Source organism: Calothrix sp. PCC 7507 (genome assembly GCF_000316575.1).
In the GTDB taxonomy this organism is placed as follows: Bacteria; Cyanobacteriota; Cyanobacteriia; order Cyanobacteriales; family Nostocaceae; genus Fortiea.
The window spans coordinates 1,993,903-2,013,445 of sequence record NC_019682.1; the positions used below are offsets into that span (position 1 = coordinate 1,993,903).

At 41.7% G+C, this 19,543-nt stretch carries 15 protein-coding genes; 7 read left to right on the forward strand and 8 right to left on the reverse strand.

Features of this window, described 5'->3' with window-relative positions; all coding sequences use genetic code 11:
* Positions 1 to 13: 13 nt before the first annotated feature.
* The 4 genes from CAL7507_RS08685 to CAL7507_RS08700 all read right to left on the reverse strand — a co-directional run bounded on the left by CAL7507_RS08685 (position 14) and on the right by CAL7507_RS08700 (position 7,583).
* A complete protein-coding gene (locus tag CAL7507_RS08685) occupies positions 14 to 1,519 on the reverse strand; it encodes an ATP-binding protein (RefSeq protein WP_015128091.1) in 1,506 nt (501 codons plus the stop codon).
* 8 nt (positions 1,520 to 1,527) lie between these two features.
* Positions 1,528 to 4,326 carry a PAS domain S-box protein gene (locus CAL7507_RS08690; protein WP_015128092.1) on the reverse strand — a complete coding sequence of 933 codons (2,799 nt, stop codon included), beginning with the start codon at positions 4,324 to 4,326 and terminating at the stop codon, positions 1,528 to 1,530.
* Positions 4,327 to 4,871: 545 nt separating this feature from the next.
* On the reverse strand, positions 4,872 to 6,404 hold the full coding sequence (locus CAL7507_RS08695; RefSeq protein WP_042341996.1) for a SagB/ThcOx family dehydrogenase: 1,533 nt from the start codon (positions 6,402 to 6,404) through the stop codon (positions 4,872 to 4,874).
* 270 nt (positions 6,405 to 6,674) lie between these two features.
* Positions 6,675 to 7,583 (reverse strand): DUF4349 domain-containing protein, encoded by a 909-nt coding sequence (locus CAL7507_RS08700; protein ID WP_015128094.1) that lies wholly within the window; start codon positions 7,581 to 7,583, stop codon positions 6,675 to 6,677.
* A gap of 17 nt (positions 7,584 to 7,600) precedes the next feature.
* Here CAL7507_RS08700 and CAL7507_RS32275 point away from each other — a divergent pair, with 17 nt between their 5' ends.
* The 6 genes from CAL7507_RS32275 to CAL7507_RS08735 all read left to right on the forward strand — a co-directional run bounded on the left by CAL7507_RS32275 (position 7,601) and on the right by CAL7507_RS08735 (position 14,518).
* Positions 7,601 to 7,759: a hypothetical protein gene (locus CAL7507_RS32275; RefSeq protein WP_015128095.1), complete on the forward strand. Its 159-nt coding sequence runs from the start codon at positions 7,601 to 7,603 to the stop codon at positions 7,757 to 7,759.
* Positions 7,760 to 7,863: 104 nt separating this feature from the next.
* The gene (locus tag CAL7507_RS08705; protein WP_015128096.1) at positions 7,864 to 8,730 is read left to right on the forward strand and encodes an aldo/keto reductase; all 867 of its coding nucleotides are present in this window, start codon (positions 7,864 to 7,866) and stop codon (positions 8,728 to 8,730) included.
* Positions 8,731 to 8,838: 108 nt separating this feature from the next.
* Positions 8,839 to 9,834: a ketol-acid reductoisomerase gene (gene ilvC / locus CAL7507_RS08710; RefSeq protein WP_015128097.1), complete on the forward strand. Its 996-nt coding sequence runs from the start codon at positions 8,839 to 8,841 to the stop codon at positions 9,832 to 9,834.
* A 469-nt stretch (positions 9,835 to 10,303) separates the two neighbouring features.
* On the forward strand, positions 10,304 to 11,137 hold the full coding sequence (locus tag CAL7507_RS08715) for an EndoU domain-containing protein (protein ID WP_015128098.1): 834 nt from the start codon (positions 10,304 to 10,306) through the stop codon (positions 11,135 to 11,137).
* A gap of 927 nt (positions 11,138 to 12,064) precedes the next feature.
* Positions 12,065 to 13,702, forward strand: a complete 1,638-nt coding sequence (locus CAL7507_RS08725) for a CARDB domain-containing protein (RefSeq protein WP_015128099.1) — start codon at positions 12,065 to 12,067, stop codon at positions 13,700 to 13,702.
* A gap of 321 nt (positions 13,703 to 14,023) precedes the next feature.
* The gene (locus CAL7507_RS08735; RefSeq protein ID WP_015128100.1) at positions 14,024 to 14,518 is read left to right on the forward strand and encodes a hypothetical protein; all 495 of its coding nucleotides are present in this window, start codon (positions 14,024 to 14,026) and stop codon (positions 14,516 to 14,518) included.
* A 121-nt stretch (positions 14,519 to 14,639) separates the two neighbouring features.
* Here the strand turns inward: CAL7507_RS08735 and CAL7507_RS08740 are convergent, their stop codons facing one another.
* Positions 14,640 to 16,037 (reverse strand): amidase, encoded by a 1,398-nt coding sequence (locus CAL7507_RS08740; RefSeq protein WP_015128101.1) that lies wholly within the window; start codon positions 16,035 to 16,037, stop codon positions 14,640 to 14,642.
* A 220-nt stretch (positions 16,038 to 16,257) separates the two neighbouring features.
* On the opposite strand from CAL7507_RS08740, the gene CAL7507_RS32280 reads away from it, so the two are divergent.
* Positions 16,258 to 16,401, forward strand: coding sequence for a hypothetical protein (locus tag CAL7507_RS32280; protein ID WP_160166323.1), 144 nt, complete (start codon positions 16,258 to 16,260; stop codon positions 16,399 to 16,401).
* 63 nt (positions 16,402 to 16,464) lie between these two features.
* On the opposite strand, the gene map is transcribed toward CAL7507_RS32280, so the two are convergent.
* The 3 genes from map to CAL7507_RS08755 all read right to left on the reverse strand — a co-directional run bounded on the left by map (position 16,465) and on the right by CAL7507_RS08755 (position 19,395).
* The gene (gene map / locus CAL7507_RS08745; RefSeq protein WP_015128102.1) at positions 16,465 to 17,292 is read right to left on the reverse strand and encodes a type I methionyl aminopeptidase; all 828 of its coding nucleotides are present in this window, start codon (positions 17,290 to 17,292) and stop codon (positions 16,465 to 16,467) included.
* A gap of 138 nt (positions 17,293 to 17,430) precedes the next feature.
* Positions 17,431 to 17,865, reverse strand: coding sequence for a cupredoxin domain-containing protein (locus CAL7507_RS08750; protein WP_369750934.1), 435 nt, complete (start codon positions 17,863 to 17,865; stop codon positions 17,431 to 17,433).
* A gap of 330 nt (positions 17,866 to 18,195) precedes the next feature.
* Positions 18,196 to 19,395, reverse strand: coding sequence for an aliphatic sulfonate ABC transporter substrate-binding protein (locus tag CAL7507_RS08755; protein WP_015128104.1), 1,200 nt, complete (start codon positions 19,393 to 19,395; stop codon positions 18,196 to 18,198).
* Positions 19,396 to 19,543: the final 148 nt, after the last annotated feature.

Genomic DNA, 19,543 nt, shown 5'->3' on the forward strand with positions numbered 1-19,543 from the left:
CCGTCCCCAATCCCTAGTCAGTTGGCAAATTGTGCAAAGGGAGCCTAACAGTAAATGTAGTACCTACATCAACTTGACTAGTGAAAGTGATTTGACCTTGGTGAGCATCGACGCATCTTTTAACAATTACTAAACCCAATCCAGTACCTTGAATTGATCTAACATTTGAAGCTCGATAAAATGATTCAAAAAGTTGATTTTGGTCGGCTTCAGGAATACCAATTCCATGATCTCGAATTTGAAAAATTGCTACACCCTCAATCACATCGGAGTTGAGGTCAAATTCAACCATTCCACCTGATGGAGAATATTTCACTGCGTTGGAGAGTAGATTCACGAGCATGTAATGTAAAATTCGTTCATCCATATAAGCGTCTGTACTACTAGTATGGCAAGTAAAAACGATTGGATGTAAGTTGTTTTCAACAACAGAAAATTCTTCAACTAGCTCTCGACAGAATATAGCCAGGTTAATTGGAGCCGGGTTACATACAAGTTTTCCTGCTTCAGCGCGACCCATGAATAGCACATCTTCCATGAGATGTTTCATGGATTGCACCGCACTTTGAATTCGCTTGACGTAGGTTTTTCTTTTAGCTTCTGTCAAATTATTTCCCTGAATATCGATGAGTTCAACCGCAGTTTGAATCACAGTCAAAGGATTACGGAACTCATGAGAGACAGTAGAAATAAATAGAGACTTGAGATTGTTAACTTCTTGCTCTTTTTCTAAAGCCTCCTGTAGAAATTCTGTTTGTCGTCTTTCGCTAATATCCCAGAAAACAACTACTACACCACTAATTTGGTCAGGTCGTCGCATCAATGGTGAAGCACTATCTCCAATCGGAACTCTTTTGCCATCTCTAGAAATTAGAGAGGTGAAATTGGCTAAATAAACAACCTGGTGTTCTCGTAACACTTTGGTAACGGGGTTTTCTATCTCTGAATCTGTAACCTCATCGACCAGATGAAAAACTTTTGAAACCTCACTTCCCAAAGCTTCCTCTCTTGTCCAGCCAGTTATTACTTCCGATGCTGGATTCATAAATGTGACAATTCCCTGATCGTCTGTAGCGATTACAGCATCGCTCATCGAATTTAAAAGAGTTGCTAACTGATCTCGATTTTCCCGTAAGTCACATTCCAACTGGTGTTTTAATAGAGCTATCTCTATAGATATTTGTAAATCTTTAATTGTAAATGGTTTAACTATATAACCGAAAGGTTGAGTAACTTTCGCACGTTCTAAAGTATGGTCATCACCATATGCAGTTAGATAAATTACCGGAATATCTAAATTTTCCCGAATATAATTGGCGGCAGCAATACCGTCCATATCCCCCTTGAGGATAATATCCATTAATACTATTTCTGGTTTAGTTTCTGATGCTTTAGTAATAGCAGCTTGCCCAGAAGATGCTGTACCTGTAACTATATAACCTAGCTGATTGAGTTGGCTAGCAATCGTTCTAGCCACAATCACTTCATCTTCAACTACTAAGACTTTCACCTGCACCATTTGATCATTTAAGGTTGTGAAGTTAACTGTGGAAATTTTATGTTGAATACTGTTCCATGATGATTATCTAAAATAATAGAACCATCTAGTTGTTCAACCACTAGATCATGGACTAATGATAAACCCAAAGAGCCAGAATTTTTCCAATCAATATCATTTGGCAAGCCAGTACCATTGTCTTGGATGATCATTTCAATATTTTGTTCAAGATTACGTAAGCTAATAGTAATAGTACCTGTTTGCTGGTTAGAAAAAGCATGTTTGAGTGCATTAGAAATTAATTCGTTAATGATTAATCCACAAGCAATTGCTTGGTCAATATTTAAATGGACAGAATCTATCTTAGTTTCTAGTCCAATTCTACCAGGTACAATTTGATAAGAAATCAACAAGCTTGTTGCCAGAGTATAGATATATTCGGCTATATCTATTTGTCCGATATTAGGAAATGTGTATAAGTTTTTATGGATTAGAGAAATGGATTTAATGCGGTTCTGAGTTTCTCTGAGAGTTTTGATTAATTCTACATCTTTGAGTGTTTGCGATTGGAGTTCTAAGAGTCCAGAGACAATCTGTAAGTTATTTTTAACTCGATGATGAATTTCTTTTAATAGTACTTCTTTTTCTGCTAATGCACTTCTTAAATTTACTTCGGCTTTTTGCCGTTCAGCTAGTTCATTTTGAGCTTGTTGAAATATGCTAGATTGTTGAATGGCGATCGCAATTTGTACTGTTAGTTGATCGAGCAAATCCAATTGATGCGTTTCCCACTCCCGTGGACTTGAACATTGATGCGCGATCAATAAACCCCAAAGCCGAGAGCCAGTATTTTCTCCACTTACCTCTAAAATAATGGGTACGACTAAATTTGCTTTGACTTCAAACCGCTCTAGTAAGCAAAGATGGCAGTCAGTGAGTCCAGCTTCGTAAATATTAGCGATCGCTCTTTTACGTCTCTGATAATAATCTTTTCCTCCACCTGTCTGAAAACAGGTATCATAAATCTCTACACCTAAAGAAACTGTCCACCCAGGTTCCACCGATTCAGCAACTACCGTACCAATCATATCGGGGGAAAACTGATAAACTATGACTCGGTCAACACTAAGTAAATCCCGGACTTCTTGAACGGTGGCGTTCAGAATATCTTGCAGATTCAGTGATTGACGAATTCTTTGAGCAACGGCGCGCATTAATTGCTCTCGCTCAACTTGAGCTTTTAAAGACCTTTCCGTTTGCATCCGTGGTGTAATATCTTTTCCAATCCCAATGATGTCACCATTTACAAGGTGGATATTAGTCCAAGACGTATCAATAACACGACCATCTCGTACTTGAGTCCGAAAGTCGCCCCACGCGCGTTGTGCAGATTGAATAAAATTAATTACATGCTGACGATATTTAGGATCAGGGTAGAAGAACTCCAGAACATTATGAGTTTGGCAATCTTCCAAAGTCCAACCTAAAATACGTTCCCACTCTTGGTTTACCCACTGGACTCTACCATTGACATCAATGAGTGCAATCATCAAGGGGATATTTTGAAATATAGTTTTTAAAAACTCATTTTGCTCTTGTAGTTTTACTTCTATATTTTTGCGCTCAGTAATGTCATAAAGTACGGTTAAAATTCCCGGTTCTCGGTTATATTTTAAATATTGGATCGAAGCGATCGCCCAAAAACAAGTACCATCTAATCTTTTTAATTTAATTTCATAATTATGCACAAAACCTTGTTGAGTAAGATGTGCTAATATTTCCCATCGCTCGTCTGGATTGTAATAAAGATCTGGAGTTTTACAATTAACTAAATCCTCTAGAGATAATTTAAATATTTGGAGGAACTCTTGGTTAGCATGTAAAATTGTTCCATCAGATAAACGAGTAATAGCTAACGGAATCGGAATTGCTTCGGAAATTGTGCGAAATCTGATTTCACTTTCAAGCAGGGTTTGTTCTATTTTTTTGCGTTGTGTAATATCTCTCACATAGACTAGGCAAGCATCTTGACCAGCATAATCTATTTGGTGTGTCATTATTTCAACTTCAATAATTTCCCCATTTTTGCGAAGATGCTTCCATTCCCCAGAAAAGCTTAAATTAGTGCCTTTTTTAGCTAAAAATTCCAGCAAATTAGGCACATCTTCTTGAAGACGAATATCAGTGATTCGCATTTGCAAGAATTCTGCTTGAGAATAGCCATAATGAATAACAGCGGCTTCATTTACATCTAAAAATTGCAGAGTCTTCCGGTCATATACCCACATTGGCTTGGGATGATTAGCAAAAAGCAGGGAAAAATCCTTGCGGCTATTATCAATAATTTTTTGTAAATGTGAATCTAAATATCTAATTACCTGTCGTGCCAAGCGTTTTAAGGTGGCTTGCTCCTTCTGCTGGAAGTGGCGAGGAGCAAGATCCATTATACAAAGACTGCCCAAGGCCAAGCCGCTGGAGGTAACTAAGGGAACTCCTGCATAGCTGCGGCAATATGGAGATGAGGTAACTAGAGGATTATTTACAAATCGTTCATCCTGGAGAATATCTGGAATGATCAGTATTTCGCTTTGGCCAATTGTATAACCACCAAAGGACGTGCTGCGCGGAACTTGCACTTGATTGATGCCGATTTTTGACTTGAACCATTCTCGTTCTGCATCAACTAGGCTAATCAGTGCAATTGGTGTTTCACAAAGGTCAGCAGCCAGTTGAGCCAAATCATCAAAATCTGCCGCTGCTGGTGTATCTAAAATTTGATATTGATAGAGTGCTTCTAACCGTTGACTTTCATTTTTGGGTAACAACATCACTGCCTATATGGCAAAAACCTTTTGATATAATAGGGTATTTTAAAATTATTGACATGTTTCCGAGGTAAGTGTTTGGGGTGAAAATTGGGTGAGATTGAAATCTCTGTCTCAAATTTCTCAAGTCGTTGTCATTTTGACCCATATAAAGCTGACTAAGCTCTGAACTCCCGGAAAAGAAGCTATCATGAACACCATTGTAAAAATTCCTATTTAAATTCACTTCTTTTACCTAAAAACCAACATATCACCCTTGCTTTTGCTACACACAGATATATCCCTCACTTTAAGTAAAAAGAGGGCTACCCGTGAGGGCAGAGTAGGGTTTGATGCAGTTATTAATAAAATTCATGGTCTCCCATTAGAATTTTTACCAGATGATGGTCAGTTTGTGCAACATAACTTATAGCAGGGAGCAGCGGCAGTGGGGAATTAGAACTTGATGTATCCAGCCCAGAGCCTCCATCTCTCCACTAAAGTCCTCCCGTTCTCGCCCTGCCCCCTGCCCCCTGCTCCTGTGCTTCTTCACTCAGGGGATAAATTTTTTATCTTGGCTTCCCTAAAGTAGTGATGTACAGAACAGCCTCATCTGTAGGAATACCCAAAACCTCATTAACTTGATCATCAAAAAAGCCACCGATACCGCTGACACCCAAATTCATGTAAATGGCAGCTAGATTGAGGCGTTGTCCCAGATGTCCAGCATCCATGTGTAAATAACGATAGACGCGATCGCCATATTGAGCGATCGCTGATTTAAGATCGGCTGTATGGAATACTACAGCAGAGGCATCTCGTCCCAATTCTTGCCCTAAACACAGAAAATGTAATTCTTGCCGGAAGTTTTTAAAGCGAATTTGCCGCAATTCCTGCGCTTTGGGGGCGTAATAATAACAACCAGACTCTAATCCTTTAACCCCACAAACAGCAATAAATGTTTCGATTAAATTCAGGTCAAAATAATCGGGCGCAGTATCTAAACTTTGCTCAAGATAACTTTGGGGTTGGTAGGTGAAATCGAGTAAAGCTTTGAGTTCATCAAAGGTTAAATCATTACCACTATAAGCACGGGTAGAACGTCGCTTGTGCATGGTGTTTTCCAGTTCCGACAGATTTTTGCCCCAATAAATCGGCGTGGTGGCGGTGGGTATTTTCAGACAGAACGGAAAGTTATATTTATCCTCCAAGGATTTTTCTTGTTTGATTTCTGGTAAATTCAGTTTGCCAGTTGTACCAGATTGAATTTGTGTGTGCCGATGAAAATAAGTTAGCAATTCACCATCAGGGATGCGGGGATAATTGGTTTCAGTAGCGGAAGGTAAAGCAGTCCGTCCTGTGGGTAAGTTTTGCTGGATATCTAATAAGTCTGCCAGAGGAAGGACAGCGATCGCACCTTCTTGTTGTGGATCGATATACAATAAATCATTGATAGCATCATCGACAAAGCCACCAATCAAGTGCGGGCGATAGTCATTTACCGCCGCAGCTAACTCGATATTACCCAAGAGATGCCCTGTATCCAAAAAAATCCGCCGATAAGCTCGATCTTCATAGCGCCAAGCAGAACGGTAAAATACCGCTGTGACGATAATTGCCAATTGAGTATTTTCTAGAGAAGGATGCCAAAAACAACCTGCTTGCAAACTAGACCAAACATCACTTTCCCAAAAATGCATCAGAGAATTAGTCCGACACTGATAGTTATACAACCCAGGTGGCAACAAAGGTGTACCACGGGAAACCAGATAAACCTCAGCAGGATACAACCCGCCGGCACTGGGTGCAGATCGTAAATATACCGTACTGCCCATAGAAGGTATTCTCGCCGTCAGCCCATAACTACGAAACAGCAACCGCGCCAATCTCTGCCACCATCGAGCATTGGGATTATTAGTAAAAGCCTCTGGTTGTTCGAGTATGTAGGGTTTGAGATCAAAAGACGAACCAATTTTGTACTCTTTGAACGGTACTGGCTGTTTAGCCCAGTCTAACCTTTGACTTTTTGAGGCCAGAGTCTCCGGATCATATTTAGTCCGTTCATGGTAGTGTTGAGCAATTGATTGGTGTAGTTCTGGCATAGTATTTTCAATACTCTTGGGCATCCTTTTTTGATCTTGGCATTTCTGAGGATGATTATTTCGTGTTAATTAGTACAATTTTTAGACTTATGAGCCGCCCATAAAAGCCTGGTAGGGGCACGGCATCCTAAATCTTTTCGACTAGCCGATAATTTTACTAGTGCCGTGCCCGTACAATGTATTTTTGGTTAACGCACAAATTTAGCCTTGACACGCCACTACACATACTGAGCGCTCACGGAACACCTAATTGTAATTATGGGGATTTCCCTATTGCCTATTGCCTTCTTGCCTATTGCCTTCTAAAGGTTGCACCCTCAAAATTTGTGTATGCAGCCGCCAACGATTCAAGCCATACACACCAGCCGCTAAAAGCAACAAGTAAGGACTGTAAACCATCAACCAGATACCCAACTTGAGTAAGCCCACAGTCAATCTACCAAAAGAGTTAGTGGAGTTGTTCCAAGTTTCTTGCACTTGTGAACCCAAGCCACTTTGTGGACTAGTACTAGAAACTGCTGCTTCTAGGTTTAGTGTGATAGCGGAGTATGCGACTTGATTTTGTAAGTTTTTTAATTGGGCATCAATTTGCTCGATTGATTGCCGAATATTACTCAACTCTTGGGCAACGCTTAATACATCTTTTACGGAACCGGCTCGATCCATAATTTTTTGTAAATTGGCTTCCGTTTTCCGCAAATTGGTTAATCTGGCTTGGGAATCTACCAGCTGATTGCTCACGTCGTCTGCTGTGATGTTGCGACTTTTGACAGTGCCTAATTTAGCTAGTTCATTTAGGGTGGGTTCCAGTAAGTTTTGTGGTATCCGCAGGGTGATCGATGCGGTATGACGCCCATTATTTTTTGTGGGCTGTTGTTCTTTTAACCCAATTAAGTCCCCTTGCTGTTTATTGATCAGTTGCGACACAGCATCAATACTTTTATCTACAGAGTTGACAATCAGGGCAATTGAGGCTTTCTTGATGAGTTGGGGACGGGAACGGGGTACTTGTTTTATAGCTTCTGCTTTTTGCTGTATGGTATCAGCAGCAACAGGTGCGGCGGCTGATCCGGCTTGATTGGAAAGTTCTGCCTGATTTGATGACGAAGATGTAGAAGCACAACTTGTAAAGATTAATCCCCCCAATAGCAGGCTTACAAATACAGATAGTTTACTCATAATTTAACTAGAGATAGATGAATTTACTGCCAGTATGGCTGCTTGGGAGGTTTGTAGTGTGTATTGTTGCAGTTTATGCAACAAATATTGTGACTGGGCTGTCATTTGGAGGCGATCGCCGCATGAAACATAGATTAGCGGCGGGGATAGAAGTTCTCGGTGATGGTGCGAAGTAGTCTGCTGGGAGTGTAACAATTAAAGTGCAGCGGTAGGTGGAGATTGGCTGGTTATACGTTTGAGGTTTTCTACCGCCGCCAATACGAGTCGTTAAACTAGAAGCATGGAAACTAAACAGCTAGGAAACACAGGTATATTCGTCAGTGCGATTGGTTTGGGTGGGATGCCGATGTCGATAGCCAATCGCCCAGCGGAATCGCAATCTATCGCAGTTATCCATCGGGCGTTAGATTTGGGAATCACATTTATTGATACTGCCGACTCTTATTGCCTAGATGAGTCAGATAAGCACCATAATGAAAAACTGATTCACAAAGCACTTACCAGTTACAACGGCGATATTAGCCAAGTGGTTGTAGCTACTAAGGGCGGTTTAATGCGCCCTAATGGTAGCTGGGGACGCAACGGTAGTCCGGAACATTTGCGCCAGACAATTCGTGAAAGTTATGAGGCGTTGGGCAGTGAAAAACCCATTGATGTTTGGCAATACCACGCCCCTGATCCTAATTACACCATTGCACAATCCCTCGCGCCAGTGAAAGAAGCGGTGGATGCAGGTTTAATTCGGTTTGTGGGAGTTTCTAACTTTTCTGTGGAACAAATTAAACAGGCGCGGGATGTGGTTGATATTGTCTCGGTGCAAAACCAATACAGTCCTTGGGAACGACAGCCAGAAATTGATGGTGTCTTGAAATATTGTCAGCAAGAAGGCTTGACATTTTTACCTTGGAGTCCCTTTGGTGGTAGTCGTCGCCATGCAAATTTGGCAGATATTCCGGCGATCGCTCAATTAGCGAAATCAAAAGGTGTATCAGTTTATAATATCGTTCTAGCATGGTTGCGTTCCCAGTCTCCTGCTATCTTGCCGATTCCTGGCGCTAGCAAGATATCCAGCATCGAAGACTCAGCCCGTGCTGCAGATGTCACACTGTCTCATGAAGAAGTGCAACAAATTAATCGGGCAACTTAGGATTAGGGACTGATAACTGATAACTGATAACTGTTCACTGATAACTGATTTGCGGTACAATCGAAAGCCTGCGAATTAATGACGATGCTTGCTGACAGGAGATGCTCTATGGCCCGGTTGTATTATGACACAGATGGAAATTTAGACCTTTTTGCGGGAAAAACCATTGCAATTATCGGTTATGGTTCTCAAGGTCATGCCCACGCCCTGAATTTAAAAGATAGTGGTTTAAATGTCATTGTCGGGCTATATCCAGGCAGTAAGTCAGCGGCAAAAGCCACAGCAGCTGGGCTAACTGTGAAAGATGTTGCAGACGCTGCCAAGGCTGCTGATGTCATTATGATTTTGTTGCCTGATGAAGTCCAAAAATCAGTTTATAAAAATGAGATTGAACCCAATTTAGAAGAAGGTAATACTCTAGCCTTTGCTCACGGCTTTAATATTCATTTTGGGCAAGTTATACCACCTGCAAACGTAGATGTGGTAATGGTAGCTCCCAAAGGGCCAGGGCATTTGGTACGGCGGACTTATGAACAAGGGGAAGGCGTACCGGCGCTGTTTGCCGTTTATCAAGATGCTAGCGGTAAGGCACGCGATCGCGCTTTGGCATATGCTAAAGGCATCGGTGGTACCCGCGCTGGTGTTCTGGAAACTTCTTTCCGCGAAGAAACCGAAACCGATTTGTTTGGCGAACAAGCAGTATTATGTGGCGGTTTGAGTGCTTTAATCAAAGCCGGATTTGAAACCTTGGTAAATGCCGGTTATCAACCAGAACTGGCTTATTTTGAATGTCTGCATGAAGTCAAACTCATTGTTGACTTAGTTGTCGAAGGCGGTTTAGCCACAATGCGCGATAGCATTTCCAACACCGCTGAATATGGCGACTATACCCGTGGTCCGCGGATTGTCACCGACGAAACTAAAGCCGAAATGCGGAAGATTCTCAGCGAAATTCAATCTGGACAATTTGCCCGGGAATTTGTTCTCGAAAACCAAGCTGGTAAACCTGGATTTACCGCCTTGCGTCGTCAAGAAGCTGAACATCCCATTGAAGAAGTCGGTAAAGAGTTACGCGCTATGTTTAGCTGGTTAAAGAAGGCATAATTCACAACTTTTTTAATTTTGAATTGTAGAGACGCGAAATTGGACTACGTCCCGCTGCGCTATAGCGGTTCCCATTCAGGTGCAGTACAAAATTATATCGGAAGCTGTAGGGGCACGGCATTGCCGCGCCCTTATAGGTGTACCTCACGTCACCGAGAATTGCCATAACGCGTCTCTTTGTTTTTTTAGCTATTTCGTTCCAGTAGTGACGTGGCAAAGCTAAAATGTGGCATTAATTAAATCAAATAAACTGCCCATAAAAGGCAATCCCGTTCAGTAGGGGCACGACATCCTCAATCTTTTCCACAAGCTGATAATTTTACCAGTGCCGTGCCCGTATGATGTGTTTTTGGTTAACGCACAAATTTAGGCTTGACACGCCACTACTGGACTATTTTGTAGTTTATTCTCTTTATTTATTTGCACTAATCCTCTACATTCAACAATATCAGCACTCTATGAAAAACTTATGCAATCAATTTCTAGAAAGCAGTTATTTCACCGAGTAGGGAGTCGATTCTTTTTACTACTATTAGCTTGCTCATTGGGTGGGCAAAATTCTGTGTATGCACAGCCACAAACTACCCAATTGCTGCCATTTTTTGATAACGTAGATAATCCCGTTCCTGTCGGGTTCCCAGCCGGTGAGCAGTTAGACATTTCGCCCCTACCACCAAAGCTTAATCCCTTCGATGAAGCTGTACTCAATACCTGCGGTTCGATTGGGACAAGAGTTAGCGCTGATAAATTTCAACAGTTGCTATCCAATTACCCTGATGTAGTCAAGAAACTTCAGCAAGTTAGCGGTGGTGAACTGCGCCCAGGTCGCAAAAATAAGGCACAATTTTTAGAAGATTTAACCAATATTTGGATCAAACGTCGGGGATTTGAACATATTTTTTGTGGTGAAATTTATAACGCCAACGATATTGGAGGCTTACATTTTTACGGCAGATATTTACAATTACAAAATCAAGGAATTGCTGGACGCTTGCCGAATAATCAAGCAAAAGAGGAAGTTATTCCTGGTGTAATTTATACAGTCGGAATCCTAATTAAACAAGGTAGCCGTACAGTCAGAGATAATATTAAAGGCTATAGCTATCTCAGCAATGCCCAAGAAATGCTTTTAGATGCAACCAAAGTTTTCAAGCTCCAAAGAAACACAGAAGCAGCTTGTATTTATATTGTTAAAGATTCTGAAACTGGTACAACTTTCCCCACAGTTTTTGTCAGCAAAGAAAAGGCGATCGTTACGTTCTATCCTGATGCTACTCCCCAGGGTGCAAAATGTAGAAGCTAATAACAGGACTTAGGTGATTTCTCACAATAATCTTACCAATTGGAGGGTAAACAACCGTTTGCCCCTACTGGCAATTTCTATTTTGGAAATCTCCTTAGTACAGCTTTTCGTAAAATGGTAGCTTTTTTAAACGCAGAGAAGCGCGGAGGAAAGCGCAGAGGGACACCGAGGCTGACTAAATTTATTAGCTACGAATTAATAAAATAGCGTACTTAGACAAAAATTTAGCCCAAACTAGCTTTATAAGTAAGGCTGGTTAAAACCGCGTGAGGAACAGGGAACACTAGCTAAAGTTCTCAACGATGAGACTTAAATAAAGTCTATTGTGCTATTGTTGAAATAACAGCACTTTTCACGTATTTAGACCAAATTCTGACTTATACATATCTTTGCGTCTCAGAAAGCAGTCAGATCAAAGCTTCTACTGTCCTAAACCCTATGCATAGCCTGCTTCTACCTTCGTCTAGCTTCTCGTCGGTAAGGAGCGCGAGAACGACTAGGAAGAAAGCAGAAAGACTATGCTGGCTCAACTCTGCGCTTCTAGGCTGTAAATTGTAAGATATGGTTGATTTACGAGAAAATAGCTGTACAATGTGGGAATAATCTTCGGAAAAGATCATCGTGAAAATCCTTTTCGGGAGATTTATCTGCAGAAAATCCAGCGAGAAATAGCCAGTAATGGGGAATTACGAGCGTTCCTACTAGACTTTACATCTGGGAAAGAAAATCTAAAAAATCCTAAAGGGATGTCTGAATCATCCCTTGAATTCGTCATTTCAATCTCCCAGCTTGAAAGCTGGAGAGAGGTGAAAACAGCTTCTCATATTCAGCTATGCGCGATTGAGACTTGTAAAGTCTATTAATCGCTAAATGCTGTTGGATTTATTCACTGAAAACACGCATTTCTGAAAATCTAGGAGAGTACACATGTTTGCAGCAAATAACAACAGTGCTAATGCTTTAGACACTGCTAATACCGGTTTGGCTAATGGAACTCAAGCAAGTGTACTTGGCTCCAACAGTGATCTTAAATCCCTCAGTACAGAGAATCTATTTACTGGCACTTCTAGTAGTAGTTCTGCTAAACTACCTGACTTGATCATAGAAAAGCCTAGTGAGATTGTAAAGGCAACAGCAGGTGATAAGGTCACACTCACCTATACGGTGAAAAATATTGGTAGTAGAAACGCGGGTAGTCACTATGTCGGTTTCTATCTATCCAAAGATGATAAATGGGATAGTAGTGACACTTTATTAGGTACTAACTCTTTTAATAAAGTTCAGAGTTTAGCTGCTGGTGCATCTACATCCCAAACCAAGGAATTCACCTTAGATCAGAATATCAAGACTGGGGATTATTATGTGCTGTATGTCGCCGATGACTGGTCTAGTGTCAAAGAAAGTAAAGAAGACAATAACTTCGTTGCCAAACAGATTAGCATTAGAGCGACTTCTTCACCAGACCTGACCGTAAGAAATGGCGACGCACCCAACACTGCGAAAGCAGGTAGTAAGATTAAGCTTTCCTATACGGAGAGGAATATTGGTAATGAAGATGCAGGTGAACATAAGGTTGGGTTCTATCTATCCAAAGATAATAAGTGGGATAGTAGTGATACCCTATTAGGTGAGAAATCAGTTAAGGGTTTACGTGCTAATAAAGATATCTCCCGAACCAAGGAATTCAGCTTAGATGAGAATCTCGCCACTGGTGATTATTACCTGCTGTATGTCAGCGATAACAATAATAGTGTCAACGAAAGCAATGAAACTAATAACTTCTTTGCCAAAAAGATTACCATTCAAGGTAAAAAAGCAAAGAGTAGTAATCTAAGCTTCAACGATACAGAATCTCCCATCAATTCAACTTCCTCCCTATCCATAGATCAGAATGTAGAAAAATTTGCTTCTACTAGTTCTGCACCAGACTTGATCATAGATGTAGACAATGACCTATCACCTGAAAGAGCGAAAGCAGGCAGTGAAATCAGCCTTTCGTACAATGAGAAAAATATTGGTAGTGGAGATACAGGTGAGCATAGGGTTGGCTTCTATCTATCCAAAGATGATAAGTGGGATAGTAGTGATACCTTATTAGGTTATGACTCGGTTGAGCCTATAAGTGCTGGTGAATATATCCCTCATACCAAAACCTTCAATCTAGATAGCAATATTGCGAGTGGGGATTATTACCTGTTATATGTGGGCGATGACCAAAATAATGTCACCGAAAGCGATGAAACTAATAACATCGTTGCCAAAGCTATTAGCATTCAAGGTAAGGACGTTAGCCCAAGCCTTAAGGATGCAAAATCCTCGATCCCTTCCGCTTCCTCACTAGCCATAGATGTGAATAATCAGGACTCACTTGAGATTGAGAAATTCGCTTCTTCCTCCCTAGCCATAGATGCGAATGATCAGGACTCACTTGAAATTGAGAAATTTGCTTCTACCACTTATTCACCATACTTGACGGAAAAAAATACCATAGCAACCGCAGCAGCGACAGCCGATAGTGAAACCGAGCTTTTCTCTAAGGGGAAAAAGATTGGTAGTAAAAGATAATTTCTTTCTTTGATCTACTTCAAAGACATCTGAATAAATTCTTCGCAAATTGAGGATAGAACGAATTCATAGAGTCACACTGATGAACAATACTATCCTCGATTTTCCTACCGCATCTGCACTACCAAGTTCTAGCAGCCGCTAACAAAAAATATCTCCGTTCCGTTGGTATAATAGCTGCATATAGCGTTTCCCAACCTAGGGCACGGCAGTGCCTTGCTCCTACACCTAGCGGTATAATATCGTACCCCATATCAAAGGGAAACGCTATAACAATTATGTCAATGAACAAACTTTCGCTCCTAGGGGGAACCTTCGCAGATGTCATTACTACTTTCTACTTTCTCTGAACATCTAGATATTCCTGAGCCTCAGTTAGAAGTTATTCTGGCAAAACCACTCAATGAGTTGCTCCAATCGGCTGAATTGCAGCAAAAATTAGAAAGCTTAGACACGAAGTTACTAAAAGAAACATTACCCACAGCAGGAGCAGTTTTAGCGAAGGAACTACCACCTTTTTACAATTGGCTAAAAAATGAATTGGGAGTCGAACGCGTTCCAGATAGTCCCGACCACGCAACAAAATGGGTAGTGGGGTTCCTCAATAATCAAGAAAGTTTAACTCGCTTAGTTGAATTACACCGTCCAGTAAGTCGTCCGGCTTTAGAAGCTTCAGTTCCTCGCCTGGTAGAAACATTTGCGGGTGTAGAAGATGCAAAGATTAGAGAGGAATGGCAAAAAGCGATCGCATCTCTGTGTTTAATTCTAGTTGCTGCTGCTCGTGAACAAGATAATTTGAATCTTGTCACCTCTTGAAGCCGGATGAGGGCGAACAACCGTTTGCCCCTATCTGCGACAACGTTAAATAGCAAAGCAATGCAGTGTTAAATCTGCAAACAAATTAGCCAGAGTTTAGGAATGTCTGCACTATTTGGCATTATGTGGCAAATGCTGGACGATGCTGAATCCAAGGATTAGCGGCTTCTAGTTGTGCTGCTAGGCTAATTAGGGTGGCTTCTGCTGCGGGTTTACCAATAAGTTGCACACTAATGGGTAGGCCATCGCTATCAAAACCTACTGGGAGAGCGATCGCTGGTTGTCCAGTTGCATTAGCTGCAGGACAAGGGGCTACCCAATTAATAATATTTTGAAATGTTTCTTCTGGACTCAAATCAGCCCATTCCCCCACCCGGATGGGTGAATGCAGATACACTGGTAAGACCAGCACATCTACAGTCTCAAAAAATGCCACAATTTGCCTAGCCGCTATTTGCAATTGAGCCACAGCTTGGACATATTCAGCCACAGAACCTGTACGTGTAAACAGCCAGCGATTCATGGGTTGCAAGACATCAGGCGGAAACCCCGATCCCACTATCCCAGCTTGCCAGACGACTTGAAACGGTGCAACTAAGCCGCTGAAATCTGGACATTTTTCTGTAATTTGATGACCGAGTTCTGCTAATAAATTGACTGTTTGCAATACCCCTTGTGTACAGTTAGCATCAGCTGTACCCAAGGGAGGAATGCTAGTAGCAAAAGCAATTCGCAAAGTACCGAGTTGGTTCTGAGTGGCGGCGAGAAATGATGGTTCTGGATCGGGTAACCAGTAAGGATCGCCTGTGGCATAGCCAGACATTGTATCCAAAAGGGCCGCTGCATCAGCCACAGTCCGGGCAATTGGCCCGTTCGTGGAAATCCCAGCCAAGCGATCGCCTAATGGTGCTTTACTCACCCTTCCCCGTGATGGTTTAATGCCTACTAAACCACAACAAGCCGCAGGGCCGCGAATCGAGCCACCGCCGTCAGAACCTTGGGCGATCGCACATAATCCTGCAGCCACCGATGATGCAGCACCGCCACTAGAACCGCCGGGAGTATATGCTAAGTTCCACGGATTTCTGGCTGGGGGAAATCCCGTAGGTTCGCTGTAAGGAAACGAACCAATTTCGGAAGTCGCTGTTTTACCGAGGAGAATAAACCCGGCAGCTTTAATCCGCGATACGACTCCATCGTCATATTCAGGAATATTATTTAGACACACCGCACTTCCATAGGTGCAGGGAACGCCTGCGACAGCATTGAGGTCTTTAATGGAAATGGGTACACCAAAAAATGGTGGTAATTCTGACGCATCTAGTAGTATTTCTGTTTTGGCTTTGGCATCTGCGATCGCCAAATCTGCCGTTACCGTAAAATAACTGCCCAATTGAGGATTTAATTGTTGAATCCGTTCTAAATATATTTCTACCAACTCTAGGGGAGACACTTCCCGGCGACGGATTAATTGCGCCAACTCTAGGGCTGGGGTAAATGCTAAATCAATTTCATTCATAGTCTTGTCGTGTTGTTGATTTAAACCCAACAGAGTTATCCTGACTTTACTGGAAAATGGCCGCTCATTTGTCAGAAAATATTTATTCTATGTAAGTAAACAAAAATCAATAAGTTGCTTAGGGAAGATGCTATGTCAGGGAACAGGCTTGAAAATCTCTTATACTACAAACGGATAAAAGCTGAACTTTGTCATACTGAGCGTAACGCAGTGAATAGATGTGATTGAGCGCCAAGTTTATATTTTGCGTCAGCCGACACAATCAGGCTACCAAGAAGAAATTATCCTACAGCAAGATGCAACCATCGCACCTTTAGCGTTTCCCGACATCCAAATACCATTTGCGGAATTATTTCTGCCTTAAGCCAAGAATAATTGCGTCATTGCGATCGCACTCTGTAGTCATTGACTGTCAACAGTCGAGCAATTAAACTTTTGTGCGATCTGTCAAAATCTCATAACCAGTTTCTGTCACTAACACGGTATGCTCAAACTGAGCCGACAGCGAATTATCCATAGTTACAGCTGTCCAACGGTCAGATAATGTCCGTGTGTGTCTAGAACCAGCGTTCAAAATTGGCTCAATTGCCAACGTCATCCCCGCACGTAATTTTACATTGGGCATTTCCCGCGTACGAAAGTTGAACACGGAAGGTTCTTCATGCAAGTTACGACCAACACCGTGTCCTGTGAATTCTTCCACTACAGTAAAACCATTAGCTTTCACATGGTCTTCTATTGCCCCAGCCATATCAAGTAGGTAAATACCCGCTTTAACTTGCTCAATACCTTTATAGAGGGCTTCTTCAGCTACGCGGATTAATTTAGCAGCTTCTGGTGTCACCTCACCTACGGCAATTGTAATGCAAGAATCACCGTGAAAACCTTGATAATAAGCTCCCGTATCTACTTTTAATACATCCCCAGTCCGAATCACTTTCTTAGGATTAGGGATACCATGCACAACTTCATTGTTAATACTGGAACAAATTGAACCAGGAAAACCGTGATATCCCTTAAAGCTAGGTGTTGCATCCATTTCGCGGATGCGTTTTTCTGCATAGGTATCTAAATCAGCTGTAGTCATTCCTGGCTGCACCAAACCAGAAATTTCTTTGAGGACTGTTGCCACAATTTTTGCTGCTTGCCGCATAATATCTATTTCACGCGGCGATTTGATTTCAATGCCTCGGCGTTGTTTTTTTGAAAATGGTTGCTGAGTAGTTTGAGAAAATAAGTTAGTGAGAATGTTCATAGGGGATTAAAAAATTATTGGTGCTGAAAGGTTTAAGGTGATTTGCTCGAGGTTAGTTGAGAAATAATATCTTTATTTAAATTAACTTATTTTTAACCTCAAACTACTACTTGTGATGATGGATGACTGTTGACTGATTTAATTGTTTACGGCAATCTCTCCAGTCATACCTGCTTCTGTGTGTCCTGGTATGGTACAGTGCAGGGCGTATTTTCCTGATTTCAGCGGTACAAATACCCATTCTGCCTCAGCGCCTGGTTTCAGTTCCAATTCGTGGATGGCTCCTTTAATTTCCACTTTCCCAGCTTCGACTTTTTGTGTCCAGATGCCATCGGCAAAGTCTTTCGCGGTGAAATAGTGCTTGAGTTGGCTGGGATTGGTGAGATGAAGAGTGTACCGTTTGCCTGCTAGAAACTCCAGCTTATTCGGCTCAAACTTGAGTTCGTTAGTAGAATTACCCAAGCTGACTGTAATTTCTTTAGCTGGTTGCTTGAGTAAATCACCAGATATATTTGCGGCGATCGCCTGTTTACTATTGATGACACAAAAACATAGCACTAACACCAAGATGATGTACGTACGGTGTATTATTTGCAGCCTACTTGGGGGAGTGGGAAATTTCACTATTTTACCTCGCTGTCCTCGCCAATTGTCGGTGAGGTTTTTCTATACTTATACCAATTTAATTAATGATTGCGATACATGGATTGTCTTGAAGAAGGGCGGGGAAACTCCGCCCCTACGAATGTATCTGTTGTATTCTTTTTGCAAATCGGTATTATAAAACTTTAAAAGGCCATAAAAAACACAGATAAACTCTTTTACTTATCTGTGCTGAGTTGAAGTACAAATTTCAAAAAATAAATTGTCGCTTCTCGTTGCAACAAGCTGCCCTAATTGAGGCTATTTTTGGCTGATTGTAGATGGAGTAATAGCCGCATACTGTTGGGGTGTCAGCACAGCTTCCTGAATATTCACAGGTTTAGGAATCACACCATTTTTATAGAAGTAATCAGCAACTCGCTGTTGCTCCTTGATTAAAGAAGGAGAAATGCCTCTCAATCCATAGGTGCGACGGCTAATGATCAAGTCCACCACATCGGGTGGTAGTTTTTGATACTGTACAACTAGTTTGGCGATTTCTTTGGGATTTGCCTGTGCCCAACGCTGGACTTTATCAATTTCCTCAATAACTATCCGCAGCACTCCGGGATTATCAATGGCGAATTTCTTCTGCCCAACATAGTATGCACCTGGGGATTCAATCCCTTGGGCGTTCCTCAGAATCCTTACCTTACCCAATTTTTCCGCCCTAGCTAAATGAGGATCACCCGTTGCCCAAACGGGAATTTTCCCTTCTATAAATGCACTAGCCGCTTCGACGTTAGGTATACTCTGGACTTTAATATCCTGATATTTCAAACCCACATCTTCCAAGGCTCTGAGGATGAAATAGTGAGATGCAGAACCTTTTTGGAAGACTACTGTTTTTCCTTTAATATCTTTGACACTCTTAATTGGAGAATCGGGTGGCACTACCAGCGCACTTCCTTTACCACTTTGTTTAGTTTGTTTTGAACCAACTACATAAACTATCGGCGCACCTGCAGCTTGGGCAAATATGGGAGGGGTTTCTCCCACGGAACCTAAATCTATTCTGCCAACATTCATGGCTTCCATCAGCTGCGGCCCTTGGGCAAATTGTGCCCACTCTACTTTGACACCCAAGGGTTCTAAACGTTTTTCTAAGACTCCGGTGATCTTGACTAAATCACCAGCTGTTTGAAACCCGACGCGGATGACATTGGTTTTAATTCCTGGTGGTTTGTTGGATGCTTGCGCTATTTTAATACCCGATAGTTGAGGTATTGAAGCAGCGAATAGTTTAGATATTGAGTTGTTGGATGCTGGATTGATTTTGGCTGCCCAGAGTTGAGATATTTTGGTGCTAGATGTGTCTATGGGAGACAAGTTTGCTGCTTTTTGACTGTCTCCAGAGCAACTGACTAATGTGAACGCAGTTCCTAAGGTTAATAATCCCGGTACTAAGAACGTTGTCAAGTGGCGAAAGATTTTGGGATGTTGAGGTTGGACTGTAGTCATAATAGGTTTTCTATGATGCAATTTGGGTTCATTTTTGTACAGGTCGTGCCATGCAAATCAGCCTTTTGAAATCAGGGGTGATCTTCGTTTCTGCACAGCTTTGCAAAGTGACTATCGCACCATGCAACTCAAAACTACTGTAAATCTA